Here is a 22,090-nt window from a genome sequence, read left to right on the forward strand (position 1 = left end):
CCCTTATTTTTGCGGGTGCTGATAACGGGTGATTCACCTGATTCTGTGTGTGCCGCGTGCTGTGATCTCATAAGTTTTCTACCCATATCTTATATTTAGGGCTTGCTGAACGAATCCGACGCTGAGTTTGTGCCCAATTTATCTACAACATCTGTCTCAAAATATAGAAGAATCCTTTTGCGAAAAGGGGTGATTTGATCTTCTCCATACGTTGAATCGGATTTCACGTGCAGGCATTTCCCTGGATTTGTTGTAAAACCCATGCATTTAAATGGTGGCCAAAGCTGTCAGCAGCCTTGCCAAATCTAGGAATTTCACTTATTCAGCAAGCCCTATTTAAGAATGCCATCTTCCAAAAATTCTTCTGTATGAACAAGGTATGTTACATCCGGTAATCCACATAAAGCGTAGGAAAGGACACTTGCAACTTTCAAATCAGGCGTAATGAATCCTCTTCCTTCCCCCATATCACTAACACTGGAGAATCCTACTTCCTCAGCTTCCCAAAATGTATCATAAATTCTGTCGTCTATTGTCCATTCCATAGGGATATCTCCTTTCCTTCATGCTATGGCCGTTAAAAATGCTCTTCTCTTAAAATGGAATAGATTTTGAGATCCCAATGTTTTCCTTTTCTATAAACGGCTTTGCGCAAAGTGCCTTCATAGGTCATGCCGGCTTTTTCCATGACGCGGGCCGACGCGATATTTTCTGCAAAACAGCGGGCCTGGATGCGGATCAAATACATGTGTTCAAACCCGAAAGCAATCAGCTTTTTAGCGGCTTCTGTCATGATGCCTTTTCCCCAGTGCTCAGGAGAAAGGGCATAGCCAATCTCGGCCGTCCTTTCTTCCGGCTTCCACCATACAAAATCGACCGTCCCGATCAGCTTTCGTGTCTCTTTGTCTTCAATTCCCCAGGGGGCAATCTTGTGTTCGCGGTACTGGCTGAGCACAAAATTTATAAAATTTTTCGAATCGCGGACAGACCGGTGTGCATCCCACGTCACGTATTTTGCTACTTCACTTCTTGACGCATAGGAAAATAAATCGAGCACGTCATCCCGCTTGAGCTTTCTTAAAACAAGCCGGTCCGTTTCAAGCAGTGGCAAGTTCCGGTATATGTCTTCGATTCTCACATCTATCCCCCGCAGTTCTGAATGGTTTATTAAAAATGTATCATAAAATGGAAATTTTTCAATTGTCTATGTAAATTTCTTTTGCATATAAAAAGAGCATGCTTAACGCTGCTCTTTTTTCAGCCCGTTTTACCAAAAAAGGTTTACAATATGATAAATCGCACCGGATAAAACGGCTGAAATCGGAAGGGTAATGACCCAAGTGATCACCATTCTTTTTGCAGTATCCCATTTGACCCCTTTAATTCGGTGGGCCGAACCAACCCCGAGAATGGAAGAAGAAATGACATGGGTGGTGCTGACCGGCAAGTGGATAAATGTTGCACCAAAAATAATGAAAGCTGAACTCAAGTCGGCTGCAACCCCGTTAATCGGCCGGATCTTCATAATATTGACGCCGACCGTTTTAATAATCCGCCAGCCGCCGATCGATGTCCCAAGCCCCATTGCCGCCGCACAACCGACCTGGACCCAGAATGGAATATGGTTCTCGGCAATATAATGGTTGGCAATCAAAGCCATTGTGATAATCCCCATCGATTTCTGGGCATCATTTGTCCCATGGGAGTAAGACTGGAGAGCGGCGGTGAAAATTTGGATCAGCCGGAAGTGTCGGTTCGTTTTCGCAAGCTTAAAATTCTGAAATGCAACTTTAAAAATGCTGTAAACCGTAAAACCGACCGTAAAAGCGAGGATCGGGGATAAAATTAAGGCTTCAATAATGCTGATAAAACCACGATATTCGATTACATGAAAACCTGACGAGGCAATCGCCGCGCCGGCAATGGATCCGATGATGGCATGGGAAGAACTGCTCGGAATGCCGAAATACCATGTAATCAAATTCCAAATAATCGCTGACATCAGTGAGGACAAAATGACCACCTGTCCGTTTGCAAGGGTGAACGGGTTTACAATACTTTCCGTAATGGTCTCGGCAACACCTGTAAAAGAAATGGCGCCGAGAAAATTCATAAGCGCGGCCATTACGATCGCATGCCGGGGTTTTAATGCTTTTGTCGAAACGGCCGTTGCAATCGCGTTAGCCGTGTCATGGAATCCATTGATGAAGTCGAATCCAAATCCAAAAATTACTATTAAGACAGTTAATACTAAAATGCTATCCATTCAGCAGACTCCTCACGCATTTTTCATGATAATCGTCTCTAAAATGTTGGCCACCGTCTGGCAGTAGTCGGCCACATCTTCCATCTTTTCATACAAATCCTTATATTTGATCAGGCGAATCGGGTCTTTTTCGTTTTGAAAGAGGTGAATTAATGATTTTCTTAAAATTTCGTCACAATGGAATTCAAATTCTTTAATTTTAATGGCATGCGGGCGGATCTTGTCGAGTTTTTTCGAAAAAAGGATGTCAATTGCTTTTTCAATTTCGTCGGTACAGCGGCGGATCATTTCAACAAATTCGACCATAAAATCGTCCGCCTGGTAAATATTGTACAGTTCAAATAATCCGGAAACTTCTTCAATGCCGTCCAGCACGTCATCGAGGCTGTTCGTTAGTGACAAAAGGTCTTCCCGTTCAATCGGGGTGATAAAGGCATCGTTCAGTTCCAGAATCATGTCATGGACGTAAGTATCCCCGGTCGTTTCGTATTCTTTCATTTTTTCAGTAAAAATTTTTAAATCGTCTTTATTATGGATTTTATAGTCGGCAAAGTAATTGGTGGCTTCCCGGAGGTTGGTCGAAATATGGCCAAACAGCACTGTAAACTTGTCTTTCTTGTTTTTAAATACCATGTAAGATCCTCCTCATATCCTTTTCATTATCAAACGTCTTTATTTTATCTGATTTCCTGCGAAGATAAAAGAAGAATGTCGAAAATAAAATTTTGTATACGGTTCCAATTTTCGACTTTCGTCAAAAAGCTAAAAACAGGTTGCTTTGTTGGAAGAAAGTCCGGCTATGAGGCTTGGGCTTTTGTCCCGCTTTTTCAGAAAAAATCCAATCTTTTTAGGGGGCAGGGCCATGGTCACATTTACCATACTTTTTTCCCGTTTTCCTATGCTATGCTGTACTTATATTGCGCCTATGATTTGGCTTACATATGGATTTTTCAAAAAGGGTGGGACTGCTGTGAAGATCGTTTATGCTGCTACGGAAGAACAGATGGATAAGATCGCGGAATTGGTCCGCCATATGTTTACAGAAGTATTTCCTGATTACTTTACGGATGAGGAGATCACCGCATTCCAGCGCGACAGGGTGCTTGCCCTGCCGGATGACCCAACAGAACAAATCGGCACTTTAAAAGCAGGGTATCAGATGATTGCCAGTCTGCAGACCATCATTTCCATTTTGGAAACGGAAGAGAATAAGCGGGACGAGCATTACGCCGGCCTGTTTGAATTTAATAAATTTACGCTTGAACAGTTTGGTTTGCATTTTCCTTTTTCGTTTTCCCATTTTCAGAAGAAGCATACGGATACGTTCAGTATGTTTAAAAAAGCAGCCAATCGCCTGCTTGTGTAAAAAATAATGCCCGGAAAAACCGGGCATTATTTTTTTGAGGGTTCCTTGCAAGCACGCAGCCTTATTTTTTTACATGTGCTTTAAACCATTGGCGGAACTCCTGTTTTGTATGCTCTCCGACAAGGCGTGCGGCTTCTTTGCCGTTTTTGTAATGGACGATCGTCGGTGTCGCTTTGATTTTGTAGTCATCCCAGCCGCTTTCGAATTCAGTCAGGTTAAATTCCTTCAAATCGATGCCCATATCTTTCGCGAGCGGTGATACAACAGGCGTCGTCCGTTTGCAATGCGGGCAGGTCGGCATGAAATAATAAACGGTGACATCTTTGCCGGATTTTAAATCACGGTTCAGTTCTTTTGGCAAAATAATATTCTGGTAAAGAGGGTCATCCAGCTGGTCACGCGTTTCCGCCGATAATTTGCTTACACTTTTTGCGGGTGCATACGGATTGTTTTTCGCCTGCTGGGATTGCTTATACTTTGTGATTCCGGCAATCCCGCCAAAAACAATGAGAACAATGGCCAAAAAAAGGATAATTTTTTTCATGATAATCCTCCAGTTGTGTTTACTTGGAAGTGCCAGCCTGCTTCCAAACGATGAGACTTGAAATAAAAATCAGGACAAATGCTGTGAGAGCCAAAAAGGGGATGGTGATAAAGCCGAACCAGTTGATGTATTCCGCCGTACAGGGGATGCGGCCGCATGCAGGAAGCCTGTCCGAAAAAAAAGCAAGTTTTTGCAGACAGTAATGGTAAAGTGACACACACATGCCGATTCCGGACAAAACAGCGGTATAAAGCGACATGCGGGTATCTTTCCTGGCAACGGCCATCCCGATCAGGACCGTCATTGGATACATGAGAATGCGCTGGTACCAGCACAGTTCGCACGGTTCATACCCCTTAATTTCCGAAAAATAAAGACTGCCGAGCGTAGCAACGACCGAAACCGCCCAGGCAAAAAACCAAATCTCTTCCCTCCGTCCTCTACTCAATCCCTTACCTCCTTCATCAATCCCTTCCTTGTAAATTATAGTATCCATCCCAAAAAATGAAAAGCGGAGGCGACTGTTCAGCCTGGCGACTGTTCCGGCCGGAATAGACATGCGCTTCATGATGGACGGGTTATTCCACTCGATGGGCTAGGAGCAACAGCCGGACAAAGAAAGGCGGAGGCGACTGTACAGCGGCGTACGGATTTTATCGTCTTCGGCCGAGCGAAAGGAAACACGATGAATCGTCGCCCGCCTATCGTAGGAGAGGGGACTGGAAATTCACAAGCCGACAGCCCCCGCACCTGGACAATGAGAAGCGGAGAGCGTTCGCCCGCGGGCAGTACAATCACTTGTCGAATAAGCCCGGCAAGTTTACAATAAAATATGTCTATCATTCTGACTTTTTGCATGATTATGCATTCAAGGGAGGGCCTCAAATGAAAATTGTTTGTTTCGGGGATAGTATTACAAGAGGTGTCACTTGTATAAAAGGAAGGCTCCGGATTTTAAAAGACAATTATCCCACAGTACTTCAGCAGTATTTTGGTGACAGCAGCACAGAGATTGTTAATAAAGGCGTGTTCAATGATAATTCCGACCTGCTTGTTCGGCGTCTCGACAAGGATGTGATCGGCGAGCATCCCCATGCCGTGCTGATCTGTATTGGCGGTAATGACTGCAATTTCAAATGGAACGAAGTAGCAGAGAAACCGGATGATACGCATGTCCCGGTTGTACCCCTTGAGCGATATGCGAACAATATCAGGCATCTAGTCAAAACCGTAAAAGAACAGGGCATTACGCCCATTTTGCTGACGCTCCCGCCGCTTGACCCGAAACGCTACTACCAGTCCATCAGTGCACGCTTTGGGAAAAGCATCGGCCACTGGATCGGATTGTCGGGCGGTATTGAACACTGGCACGGCCAATATAACAGGTGCCTGAAAAAACTCATCAACCAGTTGAACGTCCCGGCCATTGATGTCCGGACAGCGATCAAAAAAGCCGGTGACCTGAAGGACTTGATCAGTGATGATGGCATCCATTTAACAGCAGAAGGTTATAAAGTAATGGCGAAAACAATTTACACGGATTTAACTGCGCAATTTGCCGGGCAAAAAGCCGGGAGCGGAATTTAAGCAATACAAGCAGGCAAGAGGGGTTTCCGGCGGTTTGACCGAACGTCACAGATGCTGCCCGCCCCTTGCACAAAACAAACCAACCATATTTGTGATCAAAAAGGCCGGTGACCGGCCTTTTTGCAATGCTGTTAAAAATCTTCATGGTTTAAATAAATTTTTACCGTTTTGTAATATAAAGTTTGTATAATAGGAACCGCAGGGTTTCCTGCATGAATATTGATTCATTTTCCCGTACAGGGGGTATAGAAAACGGAAGACGTCGACATCGCAATACTTGCTGTACAACAGGAACGGGGGATGGCAGATGTCAGCAGGAAAAAGAAATTCGTATTTTGACAATGCAAAATTTATTCTGATTTATCTTGTCGTTCTCGGGCATCTGATCAGCCCGTTTAAAACCGAAGACAATTTCCTCTTTACGCTGTATACCGTCATTTTCCTGTTTCATATGCCAGCATTTATTCTTATTTCAGGCTATTTTTCAAAAGGATACCGAAAAAAAGGCCATATTTCAAAATCCTTTAAAAAGATTTTGGTCCCGTATTTCATTTTTCAATGTATTTATTCCGTTTATTATTACTATACAGGCGAAGAATCGCACCTGACAGTAAATTTTCTGAAACCGCACTGGACATTATGGTTTTTGCTGAGCTTGTTTTTTTGGAACCTTTTGCTCCATCTGTTTGCCCGCTTCCACTTTTTCGGTCTCGCGGCTGCGGCGGCGCTCGGCATAGGGATTGGCTACTGGGATGAGGCCGGAAGTTTTCTGAGCCTCTCCCGCACGTTCGTATTTTTTCCGTATTTTCTGCTCGGATTTTTGCTGGAAGGGAAGCATTTGCAAAAAATCCGCAATATACCTTACGCGCCGGCAGCCGGCATTTTGATTTTGTGTGCCGTCACGCTTGCAACCGGCCAGTTTTTCCCGAAAGATGCTGTGCCGTGGCTCCTTGGCGATACCTCTTACGCCGGCATGGGGATGGAATATTGGTTTAGCGGGCTAATCCGCCTGGCCCAATATGCTGTCACGCTGCTTGTCATTCTCGGGTTCTTCCTGTTAATCCCGAGCAAAGGGTACAAGTGGACAAAAATTGGCGAGCGTACGCTCTATGTGTATTTGCTGCACGGTTTTATCATTAAGACAATAGAAGCAGCCGCTTCCCCCAATGTGCTTGACTGGCTGGCGGGCAATTACCTGTTGCTGATTGTTTTTTCACTTGGCATCTGTTTATTTCTCGGCAGTTACTATATCCGGAAATTTACAAGGCCGATTATTGAATTCCGGTTGTAGAAAAAATAAAATAGCTAAAAAGCGGCGGAAAATCAAATGGTTTTTCGCCGCTTTTTGGTATGCTGCGTCCCAATCATGAAAGCTGTTTTTTTATTGAGCGGAGGGCTCGTGTTTTTTACATGTATTTCCGTTGCACGCTTCTTCCGTCATAAGAGAAGACAATCGGCTTTTCTTCCACAACCGTTTCGAGGTGGACATTTCTGCCCCATAACTGGTAAAGGTAGGGCAGCACTTTTTCCAGGTATTTTAAATCAAGTTCAATATCTTCATACCAGTGTTTAATATACAATTCCCCGTTTTTCCGGTAGTCTCCGTCCGTAACGGTCAAATATGGGAAACCGCCGTTTACCCGCATGCTGACAAGCTGGTCGCGTACATGTTCCCACTCTTTGTCCACCACTTTATAGTCCCGCCCCTGTTTTTGGAACAAATACATATCTTCCCTTGTGGCCAATTCTTTTGTCAAGTAATTGCGCAGAAATGAAATATCGCTTTCAATTTCGCGCACTTCGAATATTTTTTCACGCCCGGTCCCAGGCCGTATGCCCCGTTTTTTCATTTCTTCCGTCGGGTTGTTCCAGCGTTCTTCAATATCTTCAAAAATTTTGATTCCCAAATAATACGGATTGATGCTGGTTTTGGACGGCTGGACAACGCCCGCATTCAGTTTCGCATATTCAATTGCTTCATCTGTTGTCAAATCAAGTTCGCGCATGATCCGCTGATGCCAGAAAGAGGCCCACCCTTCATTCATGATTTTTGTCTCGAGCTGCGGCCAGAAATAGAGCATTTCTTCGCGGATCATGGTCATAATGTCACGCTGCCATTCCGTCAATTCCCGGCTGTATTGTTCAATAAAAAGGACAATATCTTTTTCCGGCTGTGGCGGGAACTTTTTCGTTTTTTTCACTGCTTTTTGTTCCGGCTTTTTCTCATCAAGCGACCATAATTCATCATAAGGTCCCTCTTTGCGTTTCGGTTCCTCATCCCATTCTTCCGCGTCTTCCATGCTCCAGTTCAATTTCGGCCGCATGAGCGACGGGTCGATATGCTCTTCAATTGCCAGCACGGCATCAATAAATTGCTCCACTTCCTTTTTACCGTATTTCAGCTCATATGCCCGGATTCTTTCCGCCGTTGCAGACATGCTCTCCACCATATCACGCTTCGTGTTTTGAAAACGGACATTGTTTTTGAAAAAATCACAATGCGCCAAAACATGCGCCACAATCAGCTTGTTTTGAACAAGCGTGTTGGAATCCAGCAAAAAGGCGTAGCACGGATCGGAATTGATGACAAGCTCATAAATTTTACTCAGCCCGAGATCATACTGTAACTTCATTTTGAAAAACTGCTTACCGAAACTCCAGTGCGAAAACCTGGTCGGCATGCCGTAAGCGCCAAAAGTATAAATAATATCCGCCGGGCAGATTTCGTAGCGCATCGGGTAAAAGTCAAGCCCAAAACCGGACGCGATTTCCGTTATCTCATCAATCGCATATTGCAGGCTTTCATGATCACGCATGAAATGTTCCTCCCTTTAAAAGTCACCCTTTTTTCCAATGTATGAATGAAAGGGAAAAAACATGAGGACACAAAGAAGGATTTTCGCATGATCACGAGAAATGAAACAGCCCGCGCACGAGCAGGCGACAAAGCACTGGAAATCACCCGTTATTTCCGGTAAAAAAGATCCGAATGATTCTGACCCGGCTGCATAAAAGCTTGCCACGGGCTGAAAACCAGCAAAATGCATTCCAAATGATAACAGCCTTTTGTTTTCCCTCCAGGCAAGTTTTTCAGCGCGCAAAATCAGGAAAAACACATACAATAATGTTGACTCCTTTTATTAGGATTTGCTTTTTTCAAGCAAATGCACAAGAAAGGGGGAGCCGGGATGAATCCCATTGATTATGACCGCGCTTTATATTACACACACCGCTCGCAATGGGATAATTTGCTGATTTTGATGGTGCGGACGAAAGATGATTTTCTTTCCAAAAAAATTGAGCATGTCTTACATGCTTATCATTTTTCGCATGACTATAACGTAATTGAAAGATGCCTGTTTGCGCTGCACCGCTATATTGACCATGCCAACGAAATGGCGGACCGGAGCGGGGCGGAACCGGGTTTTGTGTACCAAAGCGGAGGCCATGCCTGAAAAAGGCGCCTCCGCTTTTTTGCTTTGCACCTTGTTCCAGTCCTGCTTTATTCTGGGCGGATGCGGGGTGTTTGCAAATTCATTTCAGCCAGCCTTTTTTGAAAAACCAGTAAGTCATGCCGGCGCCGATCAGAAACATGACAATAAGGGTAGCGAAATAACCGTATTTCCATTCCAGTTCGGGCATATATTTGAAATTCATGCCGTACACCCCTGCAATAAAAGTTAAAGGCATAAAAATCGTAGTGAAAATGGTAAGAATCTTCATTACCCGGTTCGTTTGGTGTGAGTTTAAAGACAAATAACTGTCCCGGATATCGGTCGTAAACTCACGATTGGACTCCACCATCCCGGATAGTTTCAGCAAGTGGTCATGGATATCATGAAAATACGCGCGTTTTTCCTGAATGCCTGGAATCGTATGGGAATTCAGCATCCGGTACACAAGATCCGTCATCGGCATAATCGTATTCCTTAACACAAGCAAATCATGCCTCGTTGAATACAGGCTTGTAAGCAGATCCTCCATCGATTCATTTTTTGAGTTATCTTCAATTTCATTCAGACGGTCTTCAATCTTATACAAATAAGGAAAATATTGATCGACAATCTTGTCCAGTACTTCATAAAGAATAATGGCCGGCCCCCATTTGCCCGGTTTATCCGTTTTTTTCAGCTTATCCCGCACTTCGCTGATTTCTTTTGACGGGAGATGGTGAAAGGTCACGGCAAAATGCTCCCCGAGAAACAGGTTCAATTCTTCTTTCTGCAGCCTGTCGGGATTCAGGCTTTGGAATACAAAAAAGACATGGTCTTCGTAATCATTCAGTTTCGGCCGTTGCAGCTTATGAATACAGTCTTCGATGGCCAGCGGATGGAAACCGAGCGGATGGCGCAGTTTTAATATTTCTTCTTGTGAAGGCTGGTCGAAATCAATCCAATACCATTTCCAGCTGGTCCCTTCCAATTCTTCAATGGAAGCGGGGGCTTTCAGTACATTTTCTTTTGTCATCGCCATAATATGTATCATAAAAAGGCACATCCTTTTCACATGAGGTTTGCCAATCGTCCGTTTAGCATTATTTTACTATGTCGCAGACGGCCTTGCATTAAATCAAAATGAAAGGCAATTCGCTCGTCTTTTTTTCGGGATAACGGGCGCGAAAAAAGAAGGGCATCCGCGATATCGAAAGCAGCAAGAACATAAACGTCACGGCCATTCACGCTGGGCCTGGCAGAAAAACCGGGCGCAAAGACAGGCGCCCGTGCTGTTGATACAAAAAATGCGAAAGGATGATGAAAAATGAAACCGGTGATCGGCATTACATGCAGTGCCAATCAGACTTCCCAGTATTTGGCTGATGACTACATCAAGGCTGTCCGCATGGCGGGCGGCGTCCCGGTATTGCTTCCGGCCGGCGGTGAAGCGGACATCCCTTTATTATTGTCCAAAACGGACGGAATTCTGCTTTCCGGGGGAGGTGATGTAGATCCATCCTGGTTCGGGGAAGAGCCGGTTCCGGGGCTCGGTGAAATTGAGCCCGGCCGCGATGCATTTGAGATTGCGCTATGCCGGTTTGCGATTCAGGCGGATGTGCCGATTCTCGCCATTTGCAGGGGCATCCAGATTCTCGCTGTTGCATCCGGCGGGGATATGTTCCAGGATATTTACAGCCAGGGAAAACCCCCGCTGTTGCAGCACAAACAGCGGGCCGCCCGTTCCCATCTTTCCCACACGGTCCATGTTTTGTCGGGAAGTTTACTGGAAAAATGGGCCGGAAGCGAAACGATGAAAGTAAACTCTTTTCATCACCAGGCAGTCCGGACCGTGAAAGCGCCGCTTATGGTTTCTGCTCGTGCGCCTGATGGAATCATTGAAGCGGTGGAAAATCGCAATGCCCGTTTTATGATTGGCGTTCAGTGGCATCCTGAAGCTTTGGCCGCCATAAAGGATCCTGTTTCCTTGAAAATATTTTCCGCCTTTATCGCTTCCTGTAAAACCGTTTAGTCCGTTTGCTGTTATGAAATGCTTGCCTCCTCGTATTTTTTAAACCGGAAAATTTGCAGGCGCTTGCTTAACTCCTGTCTTCTACCGGTGGAGAACAAGAAAAAATAAAAGCGCTTCCTGTATTCCGAAAATATTGCTATTGTGGAATTAAAATAAATATTGAACGCTATTGAATTTTTCGTCTATTTATTTAATAATAAAAATATACCACAACAGTATGCCCATTTTAAACGTGAGAAGGTGTCTGCGTATGGCAAAGTATGTACTCAAAAGGCTTGCCGCCATGGTTGTCACACTGTGGGTGATCACCACCCTGACTTTTATCATGATGCAGGCCATTCCGGGATCGCCTTTTAACCAAGAACGCAATACATCCGAAGCCGTGCAAAGAAATATGGAGGCGCAGTACCATCTGGATCAGCCGGTTTATATCCAGTATTTGTATTATGTGAAATCCATTCTTTTATTTGATTACGGCCCGTCCATCAAACAGCCGTCCCAGACGGTAAACGACATGCTGGGCAGGGGCTTTCCGGTTTCATTCGAACTTGGTATGACAGCACTTCTGGTTGCGGTTTTATCCGGCATCGTGCTTGGCGTTTTTGCTGCATTAAAACATAACGGCATCATCGACTATCTGGCGATGACCATCGCCGTGCTTGGCATCTCGATTCCGAACTTTATTCTGGCAACGATGTTAATCCAGGAGTTTGCGGTCAATCTGAAAATCCTGCCGGCTGCAACGTGGACATCCCCGGCGCATATGATCCTGCCAACTGCCGCCTTGGCAGTCAGCCCGATGGCCATCATCGCCCGCCTGACAAGGTCAAGCCTATTGGAAGTGCTGACGCAGGATTACATCAAAACCGCCCGTGCAAAAGGTCTTTCTCCTGTTAAAATTATCATCAAACATGCCCTCAGAAATGCGCTGATGCCGGTTATTACCATTTTAGGGACATTGACGGCGAGCATTTTGACGGGAAGCTTTGTCATTGAAAAAATATTCTCCATTCCGGGCATGGGAAAGTATTTTGTCGAAAGCATCAATAATCGGGATTATCCTGTCATCATGGGGACAACCGTATTTTACAGCATTTTTTTGATTATTATGCTGTTTCTCGTGGATATCGCGTACGGCATTCTCGATCCGCGGATCAAATTACATAAAAAAGAACAGTGAGCCCTGGTTTCGAAAAGAAGCAGCCCGGCTTTACATAAGTATCGGGCCTTGGCTTTTCGTAACACAAGGTGCAGGCGAGCAAAAACAACCATCGTCCCGATTCACAAAATCTGGTGCATAAAATAGAGCAATAAGGGGTGGACATCTTGCAAACAGCCAATCAGGATAGAGTGGATACCATTTCAGAGATTCCGGATGAATGGTTTGTCCCGAAAAAGAAAGAAGCCGGAATGCAGGAAGCCGTTGTCAGGCCGGGCATATCATACTGGCATGATGTATGGAACCGGCTTGCCAAAAATAAGCTCGCGATGCTCGGCCTTGTCGTGCTGATTCTTTTGATCATGATGGCCATCATCGGCCCGCTGATTGCACCTGAAAGCGTGACGAAACTGTCACTAACGAACCAGAATTTGCCGCCCTCCAAGGAGCATTGGTTCGGGACCGACCAGCTCGGGCGCGATATGTTTTCAAGAACATGGTATGGCGCGCGTATTTCGCTGTTTGTCGGGTTTATGGCGGCTATCATTGAATTTTTCATTGGGGTGATATACGGCGGTATTGCAGGTTACAAAGGCGGTCGCACCGACCAAGTGATGATGCGGATTATTGAAGTGCTGTACGGCCTTCCTTATTTGCTTGTTGTGATCTTGTTGATGGTTGTGATGGGGCCGGGGCTCGGCACAATTATTGTTGCGCTTACCGTAACAGGATGGGTCGGCATGGCCAGGATTGTCCGCGGCCAGGTATTACAGATAAAAAACTATGAATTTGTAATGGCCTCCAAAACGTTCGGCACCAAAACGTCACGGATCATCCGCAAACACCTGCTCCCCAATACAATGGGCCCAATTATTGTCCAAATGACGCTGACCGTGCCAAGTGCCATTTTCAGTGAAGCATTCCTCAGTTTTTTAGGATTGGGGGTTCAGGCGCCGCATGCGAGCTGGGGCGTGATGGCGGATGACGGGTTGTCGGCGATTTTAACGGGCGAGTGGTGGCGCTTATTTTTCCCGGCATTCTTTATTTCGCTGACGATGTTCGCATTTAATGTGCTTGGCGACGGGCTGCAGGATGCGCTCGATCCGAAGCTGAGGAGGTGACGGAAATGAACAAGATTCTGGAAGTGGAAGACCTGCACGTTTCGTTTTCGACATACGGCGGAACGGTGCAGGCTGTGCGCGGGGTGAACTTTTATTTAAACAAAGGCGAGACGCTTGCCATTGTCGGTGAATCCGGATGCGGCAAAAGCGTGACATCGCAAGCGATCCTCAAGCTTCTTCCCAATAATAATGTGAAACAATTAAGCGGCTCGATCCACTTTAAAGGAACGGATATTTTAAAATACAGCGAAAAGCAAATGCGGAAAATCCGCGGGGCGGAAATCTCCATGATCTTCCAGGATCCGATGACAGGTCTGAACCCAACTTTGTCCATCGGGAACCAGTTGCTTGAAGCGGTTCAGGAGCATCAAAATCTATCCCGCGAGGCAGCGAAAAAAACGGTCATTGACATGTTGCACATGGTCGGCATTCCGAGCCCGCATGAACGGTTAAAACAATACCCGTACCAGTTCAGCGGCGGCATGCGCCAACGGATCATGATTGCGATGGCTTTGATTTGCAATCCGGAGATCATTATCGCGGACGAACCGACTACTGCTTTGGATGTCACCATTCAAGCGCAGATTTTTGAACTGTTTAAGAAAATCCAGCGGGAGACGGGCGTATCCATTATTTTGATCACGCACGACCTCGGTGTTGTGGCCCAGGTTGCCGACCGGATAGCGGTGATGTATGCCGGTAAGATTGTCGAAACCGGCACAAGAGAAGAAATCTTTTATCATCCGGAACACCCTTATACAAAAGGATTGCTAAACTCGGTCCCAAGGCTTGATATGGAAGAGGAAGAACTGATTCCGATTCCCGGTACGCCGCCGGATTTATTTGCGCCGCCTCCCGGTTGCCCGTTTACGGCGAGATGCCCAATGGCAATGGAAGTATGCAGCCGTGTGGAACCTTTTCGCACGAAAAAATCAGCTTCCCATCAGGTTTATTGTTGGCTGCAGGACGAACGGGCAAAATTTGCGTTTTCAACTACGGGTGTACGCCTGTAGATGAAATAGAAAACAGGCATTTACGGCGCCCGGATACTGCAAGGGGGACAAACGGGTCAGGGCTGCCCGCAATGCGGAAAAGAAAAGGGGGAAATGTATGAAGAAATTTTGGAGTATGATTGTCAGTTTGGCGCTTATTGCTTCGCTTGCTGCCTGTACGAGCCAGTCAAGCTCAAAAAACAGTCCGGGTGGAAGCAGCAAAGAAAAGGTATTAAATTTAAACAATGGGTCTGAGCCCACCTCATTTGACCCGCCAATCGGGTTCGATTCCGTTTCATGGAATGCACTGAACAATTTAATGGAAGGGCTTGTCCGCCTCGGCAAAGACAATAAGCCGCACCCTGCGATTGCAAAAAGCTGGGATGTCACAAATGGAGGCAAGACGTATACGTTCCACCTCCGGGACAATGCAAAATGGTCAAATGGGGATCCGGTGACAGCGGGTGATTTTGAATATGCGTGGAAAAGAATGCTCGACCCGAAAACTGCTTCGCCTGCCGCATTTTTAGGATACTTTATTGAAGGCGGGGAGGCGTATAACACCGGAAAAGGATCAAAAGACGGCGTCAAAGTGAAAGCGGCCGATGACAAAACACTGGAAGTCACGTTAACCGGGCCGCAATCTTATTTTCTGAACGTCATCGCAAACCCTGCTTTCTTCCCGATCAACGAGAAAGTGGCAGAAAAAAATCCGAAATGGTTTGCAGAAGCGAAAACGTATGTTTCGAACGGGCCGTTTAAGCTCACAGAATGGAAACACGATGATCATTTCATCATGGAAAAAAATGAAAACTATTGGGATGCCAAAAATGTAAAACTTGATAAAGTGAAATGGGCGGAGGTTGACGATCCGAACACTGAATACCAAATGTACCAAAACGGGGAACTGGATGTTTCAGATGTTCCGGCAGATATGGCAGCCCGGCTGTTTAAGGAAGGAAAAGTGAAAGTAGAGGACCAGGCCGGCACTTATTTTTACCGGTTTAATGTCAATAAAGAACCGTTCCAGAATAAAAATATCCGGAAAGCATTCGCGATGGCCATTGACCAGAAACAAATTGTCAAATATGTCACAAAAAATGATGAAAAGCCGGCTTACGGTTTTGTTTCTTACGGGTTTACCGAACCTGACGGCAACGACTTCCGGAAAAAAGGCGGCAATTTGTATACTTCAAATGCAAAAGAAGCGAAAACCCTCCTGAAAAAGGGAATGCAAGAAGAGGGGTATACGAAACTGCCTGAGGTCACCCTCACTTACAGCACGGACCCGGTTCATAAAAAAATTGCTGAAACAATCCAACAGATGCTAAAAGAAAATCTCGGCATCCAGGTAAAACTTGCCAATATGGAATGGAATGTCTTCCAGGCTGAGCAGAAAAAATTGAAATTCCAATTGTCCCGCAGTTCATTCCTTGCTGATTACGGGGATCCGATTAACTTCCTCGAAAGCTTCACAACCGGGCAAGCGATGAACAGGACTGGATGGGGCAATAAGAAATATGACCAGTTGATCCAGCAGGCAAAAAATGAAACCAATGAAACGAAACGTTACGAGCTGATGCACGAAGCGGAAAAAATGCTGTTTGACGACATGCCGATCTTCCCGCTCTATTTTTACAACCAGGTATTTTTGCAAAAAGATCATGTAACAGGCATTGTCCGCCATCCTGTCGGCTATCTTGAACTGAAATGGGCCAATGTAAAATAATGTTCTGTTTTTGGCAGGGGACGGTTTGCCCGTGAAAGCCATATGACAGGCATTATCCGCAGCCCGGCTGTCTGGACGAATGAAAAAGAATGGGCAGTATCAAGCGGGGGAGTTCCCCGCTTGATACTGCCCAAAATGGAAATCTGAGGGAAAGGGGGCTGAACATGGGAAAGCAAGTTTATTTGGTAGATACCCCTGTCGCCACCGTTTGGACTTCCGCACAATCACCGGGTGCCGGAGACGAAGAAGCCCTCCGGAACCCGGCGAATATGAAGCAGTGGCTCACCAGCCTCTCACTGGAACAGCGGCACGAACTTTGGCGGAAAAATAAAATCCAGACACAGGTGCTCTACGGCCGGAAAGTCATTGTCCACAAAACAGAGGGGAAGTGGGCGTATATTTCTGTTCCGGAACAGCCTTCCAGCAAACATCCGGACGGCTATCCCGGCTGGGTTCCCCGCTGCCAGCTGAAGCAGGGAGAAGGATGGCCGCAAGATGCTGCTGTTTGTGCCGTCAAAAAACCATTTGCAATGCTCTATGATGAAAATCAACTCCCTTTATTTGAAGTGAGCTTTCAAACACGCTTTTTTGTAGTGGATGAAACAAAGGACCAGTTCGTTGTAAAAACGGTGCACGGGAACCCGGCATCGCTAAAAAAACAAGATGTGCAGTTGAAGGGGAGCAGTCCCGGCAGCCAGAACAGGTATATGCTTGACGCAGGAAAAATGTTTCTCGGCCTGCCGTATTTATGGGGAGGCATGAGCGGATACGGCTATGACTGCTCAGGATTTTCCTATACGATGGTGCTTGCTGCGACAGGCAGGACCATTGCCCGTGACGCCCATGAACAGGCAAAAGGAGGAGCAGCCGTCCCGCTTGGAAGCATCACACCCGGCGATCTTTTATTTTTTGCCCATGAGGAAGGAAAAGGCGCCATCCACCATGTCGGGATTTATGCGGGGGAGGGGAAGCTGCTCCACTCGCCGAAAACAGGCCGGCCTGTTGAACTGCTGGATATGGAAGGAACGATTTACGAAAAAGAACTATGCTGTGCGCGGCGTTACTGGATGTAAAGCCGCGCAATGGGAATCCGTAACGCCACGGGTTGCGAATGAAGTGCAGCGCGGCGTTGGTGGCCGGAAGAATGCGGCAAACCTGCCGCAAAAGCAATACGGGTTGCGGCAGCCGGGTGAAGGGAGTGCACCATGATGGAAAAACTGTTGGAAGTCAAGCATGTCAAAAAATATTTTGAGATTGGAAAGAAACAATTTTTAAAAGCGGTGGACGATCTTTCTTTTGATATTTATAAAGGGGAAACGTTCGGGCTTGTCGGGGAATCGGGATGCGGAAAATCGACGGCAGGGCGGCTGATGATGGGGATTTACACCCCAACTGAAGGGCAAATCCTTTACGGCGGCAAAGATATCCACGCACTGGATGAGCGGGAGCGCTTTCTGATGAAAAGAAATGTCCAAATGATTTTTCAGGATCCGTATGCTTCTCTGAATCCCCGTTCCACTGTCCGCGAGATCCTTGCTGAACCGCTTGAAGTCCATGGCATTTATAAAAACAAACGTGAAGAGCTTGAAAGAATATATGAATTGCTCGAAGAAGTCGGGCTAAACAGAGAGCATGCAGGCCGGTACCCGCATGAATTCAGCGGGGGGCAGCGGCAGCGGATCGGGATTGCAAGGGCGCTCGCGCTTGACCCGGAGTTTGTGATTTGCGATGAGCCGATTTCCGCACTGGATGTTTCTGTCCAGGCCCAAGTTGTCAATGTATTGAAAAAACTGCAAAGGGAAAAAAACCTCACCTACTTGTTTATTGCCCATGATTTATCGATGGTAAAGCATATCAGCAACCGGATCGGCGTCATGTATCTCGGCCATCTAGTCGAATTGACGGAGAGCAAGAGCCTGTACCGCAAACCGCTGCATCCTTACACGAAAGCGTTGCTGTCGGCCATTCCGATTCCGGATCCGAAAATTGAAGATAAAAGGGAAAGAATTATTTTAAAAGGGGAAATCCCGAGCCCGGTTACGCCGCCGAGCGGGTGTGTATTCCGGACAAGATGCCCGAAAGCAATGGATATATGTGCAAGTGTAAAACCGGAATGGCTGGAGATTGAAGACCACCATTATGTCGCATGTCATCTTTACGATGGAAAGGGCAGTCCGGCAGCAACCGTTTCTTCCAGTGCAAATCAGGTAGGAAAAGTTTGATTGTTTGAAAAGACATGCAGCTGCGGCAAGCCGGTGGAACAGCGCGGGAGTGGTATGTAGAAACCGTACGAATGGTTTTCTTATAAGCGTTTGGGAAAAAGAAGCCGGGCCCAAGCCCAATAAGGCCGGGCCTCGGTTCTTAGAACAGGTATGCGGCACCTACAATAATCAGCAGAATAAACAGTACAACAATCAGCGCAAAGCTGTTGCCGTATCCGCCGCCATAGCCACCGCCATAGCCGCCGTATCCGCAGCCCCAAAAGCCCATATTTTTCACCTCCATCTTTCCGTCATGCAATGTTAATGTATGCAAGACGGAAGACAGAAGTTTGGACGTTTATCAAAGAATACAAAAAAGCATTCTGGAATTGCGACTTTCCTGTACGTCCGCCACGGTTTTCCACCAGAATGCGATCATGTTTGCCAATCTGTTATCGTTTATAGGGATACAATTTTTTGTCTATTGTCAAAATAGTTGTTTCCCTTCCATTTTTGCCATTAGCGGTGCCGATGGTTGGTTATTTCACGACAAGCACATCCACCTCCGCATTTTTTACAAGGCTTTTGCTCACACTTCCAATGAATAGACTTTTCACAGCATTTTTTCCGCTGCTTCCAGTAATGATGCAGTCTACATTCTCGTTGCGGGCGAAATCAATGATGCTGTCGGCCACCTTGCCTTCTAAAATATGGGTATCGGCTTTGACCCCTTTTGCATCTAATAATTCGCGGGCATGATTCATGACTTCCTCCGCATCGTTTAAGATGAATTGCTGTGTGGAAGGTTCATCAACCGGCGGTGGGTCAACCGGGTAAACCCGACCGTCCAGCCCCGGCACGGAAATGGTTGGCGGCACGCCGATGTTTTCATCCGGTACCGGTGCTGCCACTTCACTTTCCTGGTTCACGTGGACAACGGATAATTTTATATCTCTTAAGGCAAGGGCCAATGAACAGGCTCTGTCCAGCGCTTTCCGGCTCCCCTCTGAGTCATCGTATGCAATGGCAATATGCTTGTACATGTACCATCATCCTTTCATGTATGGCTTGAAACACCCTCTTTTCTTTACCCGGAACCAGAAGGAAAAAAACGGTTTCAGTGCATTTTTACGGTTTTAAAGCACTGTATTTTCTATAGTTGTCATTGATTTTTCCGGCCATTCATAATATCCTTTTGCTAAAGGGCAAATCAGCATGGTGTTTGAGATAGAAGGTTCACAGATTGGGGAAAGATGAGGACATCAACAGATATGAACAAATTCAAACCTTATATAGATAAAATCAAACCTTATTTCCGGGTGTTTTGGGACGGGTTCAAAAAAATTTGGAAAAGAGCCCATATGACTCAAATCATCATTCTGGCAGCTTCTCTTTCATTGCTTGGCTTTTTAGCTTTTTTTGCTTATTATGCAAAAAGCGCGAATGTCGGGCAGTTAAAAAAAGGGCTGGAACAGACGACCGTTATTTATGACAAAGACGGGGACACAGCAAGCAGAATTTCGGCAAACCGCTCGGAAGGCGTATCGATTAAAAAAATGCCGGGAGACCTGCAAAATGCGGTGGTAGCCATCGAAGACCACCGTTTCTACAAACACCATGGGTTTGATATCATCGGTACCTTGAGCGCGCTTTTAAAAGATATCCGGATCGGAGGGGCGGCTGCCGGGGGAAGCACCATTACCCAGCAGTTAACGAAAAATGCGCTGCTTTCCCCGGAACGGACATTAAAAAGGAAAATTCAGGAGCTTTTTTTGGCGATTGAAATTGAGAAGCATTACACAAAAAAAGAAATTTTGGAGATGTATTTAAACCAGGTCTATTTCGGGGAAGGCGCCTGGGGTGTTGAAAAAGCGGCCAATAAATATTTTGGAAAAGACGTGGAAGATCTGGACTTATCCGAATCGGCAACTTTGGCGGGCCTTGTTAATTCACCGAATGCACTCGACCCGTACCGTCATTATAAACGCGCCATTCACCGCCGTAATGTCGTGCTTTTCGCCATGAAAGAGTACGGGATGATCACGCAATCCGAGTATAAACAGGCAAAAAGCGAAAAGCTTGTGCTAAAAGATAAAAAAACAGATGCACTGACAGGCAAATACCCGTATTACGTCGATGCGGTGCTGGACGAGGCAATCGATCAGTATGGACTGACACAGGAAGAGATCTTAACAAGAGGGTATAAAATTTATACCGCCATGGATCAAAATATTCAAAAAGCATTGGAAAATGTTTACCAGAAATCATCACTCTTTCCTTCCGGCACATCCGGTCAGATCATCCAAAGCGGCGCAATACTTGTAGATCCGTCAACCGGCGGCGTCCGCGGGCTTGTCGGAGGAAGGGGAGAAAAAGTATTCCGCGGCTTCAACAGGGCAACGCAGCTGAAACGGCAACCCGGATCGATCATGAAGCCGATTACCGTTTATACGCCGGCGCTTGAAGAAGGGTACAGCCCCGACTCGATGCTAGAAGATAAAGAAATGACGTTTAAAGGCGGTTATGCGCCGAAAAACTATAACAACCAATATCTCGGTAAAGTGCCGATGTACATGGCGGTCGAAAAATCGCTTAATCTTCCTGCTGTCTGGCTGTTGAATAAAATCGGGGTGGAAAAAGGGTACGAGTCGGCGAAAAAATTCGGCATCCCGGTCACAAAGAAGGATAAGCAGCTCGGCATTGCGCTCGGGAATATTCAAAACGGCGTTTCCCCCGAAGACATTGCAGAGGCCTACACCACGTTTCCAAACAACGGAAAACGTTCCGAAGCGCACATCATTACAAAAATCGTGAGCCCGACCGGAAAAGTTTTGGCAGAGCATAAAGACAAGCAGGAAAGGGTCATATCGAAAAAAGTTTCCCAGGAAATGACATCTATGCTGCTGAACGTTGTGGAATCCGGAACCGGCAAAGGGGTAGCGGTCCCCGGCTATAAAATTGCCGGAAAAACAGGCTCCACCCAATTGCCGTTCAGCGGGGTCGACGGTACAATGGATCAATGGTTTGCGGGCTATACGCCAAATCTTGTCGGGGTGGTCTGGATGGGATATGACCAGACAGACCGGAACCATTATTTATACGGTCTGAGTGAACAGGGCATTGTGCCGGTTTTCAATGGTGTGATGAATGCCACACTGAAATATACAAAACCGGGTGACTTCGGGGTGGAATCCATCAATGACCAGAAGGAAAACGGTAACCCGTTAAAAGAAAAACTGCAAAACATCGATGAAGCGATAAAAGAACAAGCCGATAAATTGCAGAAAAAAATTGAGGATAACCAAGGATTTTGGAAAGGTGCGACAGATAAGATTAAAAAGCAGCTGAAAGGGATTCTTGGTCAATAAACAGTACACACTTATAAAGCCGAAATGTCTTCCATCAAGGTGAGACATTTCGGCTTTAATGATTGATTGCTTTTAAAAAGGATTGCGGGGACTGCATGTTTTTCCCCTGTTTGCCGTTAAACTCGGCAGCTTACGAGAGTGAAAAGTACTTGAAAAACGGACTTTTGTCCTATAAAATAAAACTGAAAAATAAGAAAAGTAGTGCTGCCATTGGAATTGGTAATGGAAAAACATGCCGGTTATCACGTGCATGATCGTTTTTTTAAGGAGCTGATCCAAAACTTTTTTCAGGAG

At 46.0% G+C, this 22,090-nt stretch carries 21 protein-coding genes and 2 pseudogenes; 13 read left to right on the forward strand and 10 right to left on the reverse strand.

All coding sequences use genetic code 11. The annotated features are described in order from the left end of the window. Positions 1 to 332: 332 nt before the first annotated feature. The 4 genes from NFR98_RS11295 to NFR98_RS11310 all read right to left on the reverse strand — a co-directional run bounded on the left by NFR98_RS11295 (position 333) and on the right by NFR98_RS11310 (position 2,899). Entirely contained in the window at positions 333 to 545 is a 213-nt protein-coding gene (locus tag NFR98_RS11295) for a hypothetical protein (protein WP_014097434.1), read from the reverse strand. 32 nt (positions 546 to 577) lie between these two features. Then, entirely contained in the window at positions 578 to 1,138 is a 561-nt protein-coding gene (locus NFR98_RS11300; RefSeq protein WP_014097435.1) for a GNAT family N-acetyltransferase, read from the reverse strand. A 129-nt stretch (positions 1,139 to 1,267) separates the two neighbouring features. Beyond that, positions 1,268 to 2,266: an inorganic phosphate transporter gene (locus NFR98_RS11305; protein ID WP_014097436.1), complete on the reverse strand. Its 999-nt coding sequence runs from the start codon at positions 2,264 to 2,266 to the stop codon at positions 1,268 to 1,270. 12 nt (positions 2,267 to 2,278) lie between these two features. Continuing rightward, positions 2,279 to 2,899, reverse strand: coding sequence for a DUF47 domain-containing protein (locus NFR98_RS11310; protein ID WP_014097437.1), 621 nt, complete (start codon positions 2,897 to 2,899; stop codon positions 2,279 to 2,281). A gap of 337 nt (positions 2,900 to 3,236) precedes the next feature. Between NFR98_RS11310 and NFR98_RS11315 the strand changes: the two genes are divergently transcribed. Further along, positions 3,237 to 3,632 carry a YhcU family protein gene (locus NFR98_RS11315; RefSeq protein WP_026104608.1) on the forward strand — a complete coding sequence of 132 codons (396 nt, stop codon included), beginning with the start codon at positions 3,237 to 3,239 and terminating at the stop codon, positions 3,630 to 3,632. Positions 3,633 to 3,693: 61 nt separating this feature from the next. On the opposite strand, the gene NFR98_RS11320 is transcribed toward NFR98_RS11315, so the two are convergent. Continuing rightward, positions 3,694 to 4,176, reverse strand: coding sequence for a thioredoxin family protein (locus tag NFR98_RS11320; RefSeq protein ID WP_014097439.1), 483 nt, complete (start codon positions 4,174 to 4,176; stop codon positions 3,694 to 3,696). 19 nt (positions 4,177 to 4,195) lie between these two features. Continuing rightward, complete coding sequence (locus NFR98_RS11325) at positions 4,196 to 4,624, reverse strand: disulfide oxidoreductase (protein WP_014097440.1); 429 nt, start codon at positions 4,622 to 4,624, stop codon at positions 4,196 to 4,198. 437 nt (positions 4,625 to 5,061) lie between these two features. On the opposite strand from NFR98_RS11325, the gene NFR98_RS11330 reads away from it, so the two are divergent. Further along, the gene (locus NFR98_RS11330) at positions 5,062 to 5,763 is read left to right on the forward strand and encodes an SGNH/GDSL hydrolase family protein (RefSeq protein ID WP_014097441.1); all 702 of its coding nucleotides are present in this window, start codon (positions 5,062 to 5,064) and stop codon (positions 5,761 to 5,763) included. 307 nt (positions 5,764 to 6,070) lie between these two features. Next, positions 6,071 to 7,054, forward strand: a complete 984-nt coding sequence (locus NFR98_RS11335; RefSeq protein ID WP_017551337.1) for an acyltransferase family protein — start codon at positions 6,071 to 6,073, stop codon at positions 7,052 to 7,054. Positions 7,055 to 7,169: 115 nt separating this feature from the next. Here the strand turns inward: NFR98_RS11335 and NFR98_RS11340 are convergent, their stop codons facing one another. After that, positions 7,170 to 8,579: a SpoVR family protein gene (locus tag NFR98_RS11340; protein WP_071452027.1), complete on the reverse strand. Its 1,410-nt coding sequence runs from the start codon at positions 8,577 to 8,579 to the stop codon at positions 7,170 to 7,172. A gap of 372 nt (positions 8,580 to 8,951) precedes the next feature. Here NFR98_RS11340 and NFR98_RS11345 point away from each other — a divergent pair, with 372 nt between their 5' ends. Then, complete coding sequence (locus NFR98_RS11345; RefSeq protein WP_014097445.1) at positions 8,952 to 9,218, forward strand: YhdB family protein; 267 nt, start codon at positions 8,952 to 8,954, stop codon at positions 9,216 to 9,218. A gap of 79 nt (positions 9,219 to 9,297) precedes the next feature. Here NFR98_RS11345 and corA read toward each other — a convergent pair whose 3' ends face one another. Then, the gene (gene corA, locus NFR98_RS11350) at positions 9,298 to 10,248 is read right to left on the reverse strand and encodes a magnesium/cobalt transporter CorA (RefSeq protein ID WP_014097446.1); all 951 of its coding nucleotides are present in this window, start codon (positions 10,246 to 10,248) and stop codon (positions 9,298 to 9,300) included. 273 nt (positions 10,249 to 10,521) lie between these two features. On the opposite strand from corA, the gene NFR98_RS11355 reads away from it, so the two are divergent. The 7 genes from NFR98_RS11355 (at position 10,522) to NFR98_RS11385 (ending at position 18,449) form a co-directional block, all read left to right on the forward strand. Beyond that, complete coding sequence (locus tag NFR98_RS11355; protein ID WP_046721104.1) at positions 10,522 to 11,226, forward strand: gamma-glutamyl-gamma-aminobutyrate hydrolase family protein; 705 nt, start codon at positions 10,522 to 10,524, stop codon at positions 11,224 to 11,226. Between the two features lie 250 nt (positions 11,227 to 11,476). After that, a complete protein-coding gene (locus NFR98_RS11360; RefSeq protein WP_014097448.1) occupies positions 11,477 to 12,406 on the forward strand; it encodes an ABC transporter permease in 930 nt (309 codons plus the stop codon). Between the two features lie 146 nt (positions 12,407 to 12,552). After that, positions 12,553 to 13,506, forward strand: a complete 954-nt coding sequence (locus tag NFR98_RS11365) for an ABC transporter permease (RefSeq protein ID WP_014097449.1) — start codon at positions 12,553 to 12,555, stop codon at positions 13,504 to 13,506. Between the two features lie 5 nt (positions 13,507 to 13,511). After that, complete coding sequence (locus NFR98_RS11370) at positions 13,512 to 14,519, forward strand: ABC transporter ATP-binding protein (protein ID WP_017551332.1); 1,008 nt, start codon at positions 13,512 to 13,514, stop codon at positions 14,517 to 14,519. 97 nt (positions 14,520 to 14,616) lie between these two features. Beyond that, positions 14,617 to 16,227, forward strand: a complete 1,611-nt coding sequence (locus NFR98_RS11375) for a peptide ABC transporter substrate-binding protein (protein ID WP_046721103.1) — start codon at positions 14,617 to 14,619, stop codon at positions 16,225 to 16,227. Positions 16,228 to 16,391: 164 nt separating this feature from the next. Further along, positions 16,392 to 17,300: a C40 family peptidase gene (locus tag NFR98_RS11380; protein WP_061577568.1), complete on the forward strand. Its 909-nt coding sequence runs from the start codon at positions 16,392 to 16,394 to the stop codon at positions 17,298 to 17,300. A 132-nt stretch (positions 17,301 to 17,432) separates the two neighbouring features. Then, complete coding sequence (locus NFR98_RS11385) at positions 17,433 to 18,449, forward strand: ABC transporter ATP-binding protein (RefSeq protein ID WP_017551330.1); 1,017 nt, start codon at positions 17,433 to 17,435, stop codon at positions 18,447 to 18,449. A 139-nt stretch (positions 18,450 to 18,588) separates the two neighbouring features. On the opposite strand, the pseudogene NFR98_RS15780 reads toward NFR98_RS11385, so the two are convergent. After that, a pseudogene (locus tag NFR98_RS15780) lies at positions 18,589 to 18,669 on the reverse strand (YjcZ family sporulation protein); the annotation flags it as partial. A gap of 298 nt (positions 18,670 to 18,967) precedes the next feature. Continuing rightward, entirely contained in the window at positions 18,968 to 19,471 is a 504-nt protein-coding gene (locus NFR98_RS11395; protein WP_014097455.1) for a universal stress protein, read from the reverse strand. A 228-nt stretch (positions 19,472 to 19,699) separates the two neighbouring features. Here NFR98_RS11395 and NFR98_RS11400 point away from each other — a divergent pair, with 228 nt between their 5' ends. Together NFR98_RS11400 and NFR98_RS15900 are read left to right on the forward strand one after the other, a co-directional pair. Continuing rightward, positions 19,700 to 21,796, forward strand: coding sequence for a transglycosylase domain-containing protein (locus NFR98_RS11400; RefSeq protein WP_014097456.1), 2,097 nt, complete (start codon positions 19,700 to 19,702; stop codon positions 21,794 to 21,796). Positions 21,797 to 22,006: 210 nt separating this feature from the next. Then, positions 22,007 to 22,090, forward strand: a pseudogene (locus tag NFR98_RS15900) (Rpn family recombination-promoting nuclease/putative transposase); the annotation flags it as partial.

Origin of the sequence: Weizmannia agrestimuris (genome assembly GCF_943193165.1) — a bacterium.
Classification (GTDB): domain Bacteria; phylum Bacillota; class Bacilli; order Bacillales; family Bacillaceae_C; genus Weizmannia; species Weizmannia faecalis.

Excerpts from the sequence above, each read along its gene's own strand:
- NFR98_RS11295 (WP_014097434.1), bottom strand. The coding sequence starts at position 545 with ATGGAATGGACAATAGACGACAGAATTTATGATACATTTTGGGAAGCT.
- NFR98_RS11305 (WP_014097436.1), bottom strand. The coding sequence starts at position 2,266 with ATGGATAGCATTTTAGTATTAACTGTCTTAATAGTAATTTTTGGATTT.
- NFR98_RS11310 (WP_014097437.1), bottom strand. The coding sequence starts at position 2,899 with ATGGTATTTAAAAACAAGAAAGACAAGTTTACAGTGCTGTTTGGCCAT.
- NFR98_RS11320 (WP_014097439.1), bottom strand. The coding sequence starts at position 4,176 with ATGAAAAAAATTATCCTTTTTTTGGCCATTGTTCTCATTGTTTTTGGC.
- NFR98_RS11330 (WP_014097441.1), top strand. The coding sequence starts at position 5,062 with ATGAAAATTGTTTGTTTCGGGGATAGTATTACAAGAGGTGTCACTTGT.
- NFR98_RS11335 (WP_017551337.1), top strand. The coding sequence starts at position 6,071 with ATGTCAGCAGGAAAAAGAAATTCGTATTTTGACAATGCAAAATTTATT.
- NFR98_RS11340 (WP_071452027.1), bottom strand. The coding sequence starts at position 8,579 with ATGCGTGATCATGAAAGCCTGCAATATGCGATTGATGAGATAACGGAA.
- NFR98_RS11345 (WP_014097445.1), top strand. The coding sequence starts at position 8,952 with ATGAATCCCATTGATTATGACCGCGCTTTATATTACACACACCGCTCG.
- corA (WP_014097446.1), bottom strand. The coding sequence starts at position 10,248 with ATGATACATATTATGGCGATGACAAAAGAAAATGTACTGAAAGCCCCC.
- NFR98_RS11355 (WP_046721104.1), top strand. The coding sequence starts at position 10,522 with ATGAAACCGGTGATCGGCATTACATGCAGTGCCAATCAGACTTCCCAG.
- NFR98_RS11360 (WP_014097448.1), top strand. The coding sequence starts at position 11,477 with ATGGCAAAGTATGTACTCAAAAGGCTTGCCGCCATGGTTGTCACACTG.
- NFR98_RS11370 (WP_017551332.1), top strand. The coding sequence starts at position 13,512 with ATGAACAAGATTCTGGAAGTGGAAGACCTGCACGTTTCGTTTTCGACA.
- NFR98_RS11375 (WP_046721103.1), top strand. The coding sequence starts at position 14,617 with ATGAAGAAATTTTGGAGTATGATTGTCAGTTTGGCGCTTATTGCTTCG.
- NFR98_RS11380 (WP_061577568.1), top strand. The coding sequence starts at position 16,392 with ATGGGAAAGCAAGTTTATTTGGTAGATACCCCTGTCGCCACCGTTTGG.
- NFR98_RS11385 (WP_017551330.1), top strand. The coding sequence starts at position 17,433 with ATGATGGAAAAACTGTTGGAAGTCAAGCATGTCAAAAAATATTTTGAG.
- NFR98_RS11395 (WP_014097455.1), bottom strand. The coding sequence starts at position 19,471 with ATGTACAAGCATATTGCCATTGCATACGATGACTCAGAGGGGAGCCGG.
- NFR98_RS11400 (WP_014097456.1), top strand. The coding sequence starts at position 19,700 with ATGAACAAATTCAAACCTTATATAGATAAAATCAAACCTTATTTCCGG.